Source organism: Pantoea dispersa (assembly GCF_014155765.1).
Taxonomy (GTDB): Bacteria; Pseudomonadota; Gammaproteobacteria; order Enterobacterales; family Enterobacteriaceae; genus Pantoea; species Pantoea dispersa.
On record NZ_SCKT01000018.1, the window covers coordinates 1,805 to 10,676 of the forward strand.

Consider the following 8,872-nt stretch of genomic DNA (forward strand, 5'->3'; position numbering starts at 1 on the left):
ATTTTCAGGTATGTTTCTGTCATTCATCGGCATACGGCGTTTAGTGTGTATAACCCTGCCACGCTCTTCTCCTCCGGCAGGCGGTAGCCAGCCCTGCAGGCGCCTGCACCCTCTCGCACGCGCAGCGTACCTCTTACGGGCAGGCCGGTCAGGTAGGCCTGACCGCCATCCCCTACCATGCCCACACTGCCCTCCACGCCCTCCGCGCTGACAGAGGCTGAAAACGCCACGGGCGAGCCGTCAGGGTGGTGTAATGTCACAAGAGCCCGGGCGCCGGTGCGGGTGGAAAAATTCGCCGCCACCACCGCGCCGGCTGTAGGTACCACCTTCACATCAGTCTGTGTGACTTCCACGTCGTCGGGCAGTGCGGTCGGGTCCAGGCTGACGGTATTTTCCTGGAAGCTGTTCATACCGGATGCTGCCGTGTAGCCTAGCCGGTCTGTCCTGACTCCAGGCCATCCGGTGACGTTCACGCCAGCAGCGCCAGGAGCGCTCACCAGTGCGACCGTCTCACTCAGGGGCTGGCTCAGGGTGACGCCGTGACGGTGCACAATCACACCACCTGACACACCTGCCCCTATATTCCTTCCTGAAGGGCTGTAGCCATAATCCACTTCGGACTGCCCGTAGGTACCGCTCCAGCCCAGGTGCAGGGTACTGTTGCTGCGCTGATCGGCAGGTACGTCGCTGAGATAGCGCGCCCTGACGTCCCAGCTCAGCCTGTCGTCCATGCCAAGCCCGCTCAGTCCGGCTTCCTGTGTCAGGCTGCCGCGGGACGGCTCGTACAGGCTCCAGCTGGCATTCGTGCCGCCGGTAAGCGGTACGCTCAGCCACATATTCAGGGTGCTGTCCCGGCAGCCGGAACGAAGCCGGTTCTGCTGCCAGCTCACCGAGACGGATGTACCGCGCAGCGACGCGCTCCAGCTGATGCCATATCCCGAGTTGCTCCCTTTATCGCCCCACCATCTGGTTCGGTTCACGTTAAGTCCGATGCCGCCCAGCGCTCCCAGCGGCTGATTCAGCGTCAGGGTGCTACTGCCGCGCATCTGCCCCCCCCGTACGGTCTGATAGCGCCCCCTCTCCCTCTGCCAGCCGTCCATCACCTCCGCGAGCTGACGGTAGCCGGGCGAGGTGTGCTGCGTACTTGTCAGAGAAAAACCGGTTCCTGTTGCATGCAGACGGCTGCTGTATCGCACCCGCCAGGATGTCCCGGCCTCCCTGCTGCCGTCAGAGAGTTCGCTTCGCGCGGCTGTTGTATCGGCGGAGATGGCCCCCAGTCGGCCCAGCGAGCCGCCCAGCCCGAGCGAAAGGCTGTTGTAGTGTGCCGCTGCCTGAAGACCACCATAAACGGTGAGTCCGTGCGGCAGGCCGTACATCGCCGTACCCTGAACCAGCGGGGCGGCTACCGTTCCTGTACCGGCGACCCGGTAGGATCCGCCGGCCAGGCTGTACTTCAGGTAGCCAGTGTGAAGCGCCACGGCCGGGGTCTGCCAGGGCACAGTAAAGAACTGATTGTGGCCGTCGGTCTCATGCACCGTCACCTGCAAATCGCCCCCGCCGCTGGCAGGTAAGTCCTGAATATCAAAAGGCCCCGGTGCCACCTGCAGAGTTTTCAGCAGGTAGCCGTTCTGGCGCACCTCAATCCGGGCGCGCGTGCGCGCCACGCCGCTGACCGCTGGCGAAAAACTTCGTTCTCCGGCCGGTGTCATGGACTCGTCGGTCGCCAGCATCACTCCGGTAAAGGGTACCCCGTCAAACACTTCGCCCGGCGTGGTCCGCTCACCCAGAGTCAGGCGGCTTTTTAAGCCTCTCAGCCCACGCGCGGCGTAGCTGTACGCCCGCTGCCACTGTCCGCCGCTCTGCCAGCTCCAGCTGCTCCGGACCCGCCAGGGGCCGGCGTTAAAGCCCGGCAGCAACTGCGCCCAAGATGAGGACTGGCCTGCGCCGTCTCCGTCCGTACGGGAAGTTCCTGCGCTATAGTTCATCAGAAAGGCCGTGATGCCGTCATCCCAGAGCGCCTCGGGGGCCAGCCCGCTGTAGCGCGGCTGCAGAGCAGCCTGGGGAATATCCAGATGCAGCTGCAGAGCGGCCACGTCAGCCCGGCTCGCCGCCTGTGGAATGGCCGCCAGCCGGACGCAGTTAGCGCTGCCTCCTGCCTGTGTCAGGCCCGGCCAGGTGTCCACCTTCACTCCCCAGCGCAACAGTTGCGTCGTGCTCAGGCAGGGCTTCAGGTCGCGGCGGCCGTCTGACTTACTGACCAGCCGCAGCGTGATGTCCTGGCTGTCAACCCGTTCGCCGTTGAGCAGCACATCCATCCGGTAGGTACCTGGCTGCTGCAGACCCTGCTCAAACAGTTCAAGGTCTGACTTCTTCACCGCACCGCCAAGCAGCGCGGCGTCAAAGTGATAATCCTGCGCTAGCGCGCCGGCGGCGAAGCAGGCCGCCGGTAGGGCCAGCGCTGTGGTAAAATGTCGCATGACCCCTCCCGGAAGGCTGCAGCTGACGAAAAAGTTAACTGAGGTTCATCTGAAAGCGCCGGCTCTCCCCCCCCAGGTCGTTAATCACGGTCCAGGACACTGCCCCGGCCGCGCCAGCGGGCAGCGTCAGGGAGGCAGAGCCCTGCGGCGGAACATACGTCAGATTACCTGCGGGCTTTCCGCCCACGCTGACTGTCTTCAGGTTTATGTAAAACGGCGTGGGGTTACTGACCCGCAGCGTGGCTCCCTGGCGGGTCCAGCGCAGCGAGCCAGCAGCCTCCTCCGGACTGGCTTTCAGGCCGGCAGGGCGGTACAGCAGCTTGTCGCACGTGCTGATGGCCACGTTGACGGCAAGAGAAACCTTGCCATTACCTCCGCCGCTGGTATCTCCTGACGGCGGCACTGCCTTCACGCACAGCCAGAACAGGCTCTCGCGGTCAGCGGGAAGATTGCCGCCTGTTCGGATGACGCGCAGGCGGCTCTGCTGGCCAGCCTCAAGCCTGAACAGAGGTGGCGTCACCACGAAAGGAGCCTGAGATTTCATATCCTCCATAGTCACGGACGACTGCACCAGAACGGGATAGGCCTGTGGGTTTGACACTGACACCTGCGCACCAGATGCCTTTTCCGGATAAACGATCCGGGTTGCCCCGAGCGTCACGCGAAAGGTATTTGTCGTGGTTTCCACCTGCGGTGCGGCATGACTGCCCGTGCTCAGGGTGAGTAGTGCGCCGGCCAGCAGGGCGGCGGGCGCACCGGCATGAAACTTCATCATATTTCTGTCCTTTCACGAGCCCGCGCAACAGCCCGACAGGGCCCGCAAAGCGCAGGGGAGGTTAACTGAGGGCGGCAATAATAGAGATGCGAAGGCCTCCATGAAACCGCCGGGAGGTTATGTCGGCATTAACTTTTAGGACATGCCTGCAAATGCGGACCTCAGGTGAAGGAGGCAGACGCTGAGCCGGCGCCTGTCCGGTTGCGTTCGCAGCGGCAGGTGAAAAGGACTTCAGCCTTCGTCCGTGATTTACCTGGCGCTGGGGGCGTATTTCCCAGCACTGCTCAATGTAGTCCCTGAAGTGCATGAAGAGCTTCGCCTGCCGTGTCGCTGCCGCCATATCAGCCACACCGGAAGGTCGGAGATTTTCCATTCGGCAGCAAGGGAACCAGCCTCCCGCAGACGATATAGCTGGCGGCCAGGCAGCCCGGCGAAGCTGAGGACGCTCCGCTCCCGCACGTCCCGTAAAAATTGCACATCAGGGGGCAGGCAAAGTGTAATCATTCGCCCAGTGGCAGGCCTGGTGCTCGCACACCACAGCTGGCGCGGTTAGTCTGATGGTGCCACTCACCATAACGTCATCAACGCGGATTTACTCAAGCAGTGCGTGGAAAGATGGCGCGATTTCCCTGGCGCGATGCAGCGTCATCCGCATGCACAGGTTATTGCCTCTGTCTATGAAGATCCCTGTATCGGGATGCGACACCAAATTATTGATTTATAATATGATGGTGTTTTTTAGGTGCTACTGTGGCTTCTGTATCCGGCTGCTGTCCCTCCTGCTACACTTCTTTTGCAGGCTAATTGACCGGAGCGGTATTAAGAGAGCAACTATGCGAAAATGCTCACGGATCTCACTTTTCCTTTTCAGTCGCAATTATATCTTCGTAATTTTAATGGAGTATTTCTGATGATAAAATATCTGGGTTTGACCTGCTGCCTGATGGCTGGCGCATCCCATGCAGCCATCACGACATTGCCAGATGTTCAGACGATATTACCTGATGCTTTAACTGGAGGGCCCTACGCCTTTACTCAGGGTGCTTTAGATTCACTTTTAAGTTTAAATACAGTAAAGGCGAATACCTATTTGGTCAGCAACCCCAGCGGTTTAAATTCTATTGGTATCCTGTTAGCGTCAGAAACATCTGCACAAGATATTAACCTGAGAAGATTGAACGGATTTATTCTGAGTGGCTCTACGTCTGCCAGTACGACCGGCCGATACTCAATATTTGATAACACGAACCCCGCAAAAAATATCACTGACTATAATCAATTCCTTTTCCTTGTGGAACCTGGCGCCTTTATCGCCCGCTGGGAAACCACGGGGGGTAGCATGGTCTCCGGCACCGGACGCGCACTCTGGATTGCCACCGGCGCGACTGTAGGTGCCGTATCCAACACCACCACCACGCTGTCGGACACCGTTGCCTTCACCACTGACGGCACCATTTCAGGCGCGTTCACCAACACGGGCACCGTCAGGGCCGGAGAGGTGGCGCTGGACATTGAGGATAACGGCAGCGTGGGGGTGATTGATAACCGGGGAACCCTCTCCGGCGGCCAGTACGCGGTGCGCAACACCGGGACGCTGGGGAGCTTCACGAACACCGGTACGGTTACAGGTGGCATTCTTAATGCCGGTAACATCAGGGGTGACGTCAGCCTCGGTGGCGCCTCACTCATTCTCGCCGGCAGCCGTGCCGTGCTTGGCGGCACCGTCAGCGGTACACCCGGTGACGGCTCCACCGTGTCCGTGGGCGATGTGAATAACAGTGCAGCGTTCACCGCCACGAATAACGTCAGCGTGGACAACATTACCGTCAGCTCCGGCAGTTCACTGACGCTCTCGCCATCGGCCAACTGGGCCGCCGCTAACGGCACGGTCAACAACGGCACCCTGACGCTGGAAAGCGGCAGCGTTCTTAATGGCGCCCTGTCTCAGAACGGTACGCTGCTTTTCAGCACCGAAAAAATGGCCTCCTCCGTTATAAACGCCAGCCTCACCAACAGAGGGAGCCTCGTGCTGAATCCCACCCCGGCCAGCGCGGGCAACACCCTGACGGTTAACGGTGATTATACCGGACTGCCCGACAGCTCGGTATCGCTCGGCAGCGTGCTGGGCGGCGATGACTCCCTGACTGACCGCCTCGTGGTGACCGGCAACGCAAGCGGTGCCAGCACGCTTTTCGTGACCAACGAGAACGGCGGCGGCGCGCAGACGCTGGACGGCATTCAGCTTATCAGCGTGGGCGGGCGCTCTGACGCCGTGTTCTCGCTGGGTAACCGCGTGGTGGCCGGTGCCTATGACTACAGACTGCGCAAAGGAAATGTCTCAGGCACAGACACGGCGGGCTGGTACCTGACCAGCACTGCCTTCGCATCAGTCCCTGACCCCACACCTTCTCCCGGGCCTTCACCTGAGCCAGTCCGCATGTATCGCCCCGAGGCGGCGGCCTATGCGGCTAACCTTAAGGCGGTGAATAGCATGTTTGACCTGTCAATGCGTGACCGCAGCGGGGAAACGCGCTATTCCGATCCGGCAACGGGTGAGGTCAGAACTACCAGCATGTGGATGCGTAACCTGGGTAGTCACGGGCACGCGTCGATGACGGACAGGCAGAACCGCACACAGACGAATCGCTACGTACTGCAACTGGGCGGGGACGTCATTCAGGTCTCCACAGACGGGACGGACGCATTTCATGCCGGCATTATGGGCGGCTACGGCCGGGCGAACAGCAACTCACACAACAGCCTGACAGGACGGGATGCGAAAGGCAGCGTGAGCGGATATAGCGCAGGGATGTACGGCGCATGGTACCAGAACGCGGAGGCGAAGACCGGTGCCTGGGCCGAGACGTGGGCGCAGTATAACTGGTTCCACAACGAAGTGTCAGGGGATATGCTGCCTGTGGAGCGCTACAACAGTCAGGGGATCAAAGCGTCGCTTGAGGGTGGTTATGCATGGCTGGCTGGAAGCTGGCAGAGCAGCAGCGCGACGGAGAACCGTCTGTTCCTTGAACCGCATGCGCAGGCCGTCTGGTCCGGCATCAGGGCGGATGACCACACCGAGGCGGGCGGCACCCAGGTTCAGAATACGGGAAACGCCGGCATCACCACCCGCCTCGGAGTCAGGACTTACCTGAACGGGAAAAGCGTGGCGGACCTGCAGACCGTACGCGAGTTTCAGCCGTTCGTTGAGGTGAACTGGCTGCATAATACGGCAGCGTACAGCGTGCGCATGAACGGTGAAACGGATGATGTGCGGGGGAGTCGGAATATTGCGGAAATGAAAACGGGCGTGGAGGGGCGTCTGTCGCAGAGCCTAACTGGAGCCGTGATGTTCACGCAGCAAGCCGGAGGTGCTGGCTACCGTCAGAGCCAAGGTTCGCTGCAGGTGAGTTACAGGTTCTGAGCCATCACGCCGTGATGAACGTTAAATCAGCTTTCAACGGCAGCAGGTAGCATAGCCACGCCTCCGGCTCGACCCGTTCAGCTGGCAGATAAGCAATATCGACGGCAGTACTTTCGCCGTCGATATCGTAACCAGCAGATTGTCTGACATCATTTCAGGCAATTCAACCTTCCTCTTTTTTTATCAGAAAATCTGGCTGAAGTGGTTTTAACTCTGTTTCTGTCGACGATATCTGAGGACGACTGTTCCAGCGAATTTCAATATAGTCGCGGAAGCTGGTGAAGAGCCGAGTCTGATGAGCGCGAGGTCTCCATATCAGCCATACAGGCAGGTCAGGTATTTTCCAGTCCTTCAGAATCATTTGCAGTTGCCCCTGCCGGAGGTAGCCGGAGGCCAGCCACCCAGGGGTGGCAAGGCTTATGCCCTTCCCTTGAATTACAAGATTCAGTAAAGCAAAAAGATTGTTGGAAGAAATACCAGTATCTGAAATATTCTCGAGAACAAATGACTCTTCCCCCCGGGACAACATAAGCGGCCCGGAAAGACCGTGGTGGTGCATACCAAATAAGTTATGTTTTTCAAGATCACGGGGATGCTTGATTGGAGGATGACGGTTCAGATAATCTGGGTTTGCGCACAGTACTAACTTCAAAGGACTGAGTTTGCGGTGAACCAGCTCCTCACTCTCAATTCGCCCGCTGCGTAACACAAGGTCATCCAGTTCCGGAGAGTCGCGGTGTAGATCTGAACGTTCACGAGCATCAAGAAAAACTTTTACACCGGGATGTGTCAGGGAATAATCATATACCCACTCATTAGCAAGGAATTCGCAGACAATAGCCGGCGCAGTCAGTCTTACTGTTCCCCTGATTTCATTTTCGGGATTTCGGATCTCTTCAAGGAGTATTTCAAACAAATTAGTGATATTACGTGCATGCCTAAGAGCAGTTTTTCCCGCATCCGTAAGATTCATGCCCGTAGGTGTGCGCGTAAAAAGTACGCTCCCTAGATACTGTTCAACACGATTGATGGCTTTACTTACTGCAGGCGCAGTAAGATCGAGTTGCCGTGCCGTTTCCGCCACACTGCCGGACTCAGCGGTACGTATAAATATAAGCCAGTCACGCATGCCACGATTATTATCCTTATCCATTTATTCTCCTTTTCAACATAGATCCGTTTCGGATTCGAACTCATAAATGTTAAAACCAAAATTGATAATTCAGCCATCAATCTGGATAATTAATAAACCGATGCAATCAACCCTCCAAAATGCCGACAAAAACCCCGAAAAGTTTTATGTAGGGCTGGGAATCATTAGCGCTATTTATAATATTATACCTCTGGAGGGAAGCAGTTGTTAGTATTTAATCCATATGACTTTCAGAGCCAGGCCCAGTCCACAGTGACAGGAGACAGCAAAAATACAGCAGCACTATTATGGTAATTATAAAAATCAGTGCACAGAGACAGCTGCGGTAGCGATAACTGAGACGCATGGTAGGGCAAAAACGGCGTAGAACATGACTTCATAGGACAGGGTCCGGGTTGGCCGAGCGGGCTGTAACCAAACGTCGGCCACTGACTGCTGTAATCCTGAAGGCAGAAATAAAGGACACACGACATCTGGCCGCTGGTCCGTTCAGGATAAACAAAGACAAGTGAGGCGAGCCAGACCAGAAAGAGGGGGAGGCCATATGCAGAAAACGCTTAATTAAAAATGCACCTGCTCCATCCGGTGCCTCCCGAGTGATGAACGTCATAATGAAACCTCTGACTTTGAAAAAAACATCGACGCTCAGGACGCCGGGAATGTGGTTTTCCCAGTAATCCCCCAGAAAGGCAGCATTATGGGCAGTCATCACAAGCAAGGCCGCCAGTCCGCATACGTACTGAATGGTAAGAATCTTCATGGGTATATCTCACCCAGTTCAGTCAGAAATAATTCACGATTACTTAACTTAGCAGCATTCACCTTACCGAACCAGATATTAAACGGAACTAAAATGAACATAAGGGGTCGTTCAGCAGGCTGTCCCACCACTGACAAATCCTCACTGAAGCTCTGAAATGGCGGATGACCGGCACTTGGCCTAGGTTGTAACGTTTACCACCGTTATAAAATACTGTTTCGGGCACCGCTTTTCAGTACCGGTGTTAATCAGAGTAATGCCTGAATTTTGTGGGAGTTGTGTTATT

The 8,872-nt window shown here is 57.3% G+C and carries 5 protein-coding genes; 1 reads left to right on the plus strand and 4 read right to left on the minus strand.

The window, feature by feature from the left end; genetic code table 11:
* Positions 1-23: 23 nt before the first annotated feature.
* Entirely contained in the window at positions 24-2,477 is a 2,454-nt protein-coding gene (locus H7K56_RS23000) for a fimbria/pilus outer membrane usher protein (RefSeq protein WP_150059872.1), read from the minus strand.
* Positions 2,478-2,511: 34 nt separating this feature from the next.
* Positions 2,512-3,252, minus strand: coding sequence for a fimbria/pilus periplasmic chaperone (locus tag H7K56_RS23005; protein ID WP_223815740.1), 741 nt, complete (start codon positions 3,250-3,252; stop codon positions 2,512-2,514).
* Between the two features lie 841 nt (positions 3,253-4,093).
* Here H7K56_RS23005 and H7K56_RS23010 point away from each other — a divergent pair.
* On the plus strand, positions 4,094-6,673 hold the full coding sequence (locus H7K56_RS23010) for an autotransporter outer membrane beta-barrel domain-containing protein (protein ID WP_223815739.1): 2,580 nt from the start codon (positions 4,094-4,096) through the stop codon (positions 6,671-6,673).
* Between the two features lie 163 nt (positions 6,674-6,836).
* Here H7K56_RS23010 and H7K56_RS23015 read toward each other — a convergent pair whose 3' ends face one another.
* Positions 6,837-7,826 (minus strand): LysR family transcriptional regulator, encoded by a 990-nt coding sequence (locus tag H7K56_RS23015; protein WP_150059871.1) that lies wholly within the window; start codon positions 7,824-7,826, stop codon positions 6,837-6,839.
* A gap of 376 nt (positions 7,827-8,202) precedes the next feature.
* On the minus strand, positions 8,203-8,586 hold the full coding sequence (locus H7K56_RS23020; protein ID WP_150059870.1) for a hypothetical protein: 384 nt from the start codon (positions 8,584-8,586) through the stop codon (positions 8,203-8,205).
* Positions 8,587-8,872 lie beyond the last annotated feature (286 nt).

Excerpts from the sequence above, each read along its gene's own strand:
- H7K56_RS23005 (WP_223815740.1), bottom strand. The coding sequence starts at position 3,252 with ATGATGAAGTTTCATGCCGGTGCGCCCGCCGCCCTGCTGGCCGGCGCA.
- H7K56_RS23015 (WP_150059871.1), bottom strand. The coding sequence starts at position 7,826 with ATGGATAAGGATAATAATCGTGGCATGCGTGACTGGCTTATATTTATA.
- H7K56_RS23010 (WP_223815739.1), top strand. The coding sequence starts at position 4,094 with ATGCTCACGGATCTCACTTTTCCTTTTCAGTCGCAATTATATCTTCGT.
- H7K56_RS23020 (WP_150059870.1), bottom strand. The coding sequence starts at position 8,586 with ATGAAGATTCTTACCATTCAGTACGTATGCGGACTGGCGGCCTTGCTT.
- H7K56_RS23000 (WP_150059872.1), bottom strand. The coding sequence starts at position 2,477 with ATGCGACATTTTACCACAGCGCTGGCCCTACCGGCGGCCTGCTTCGCC.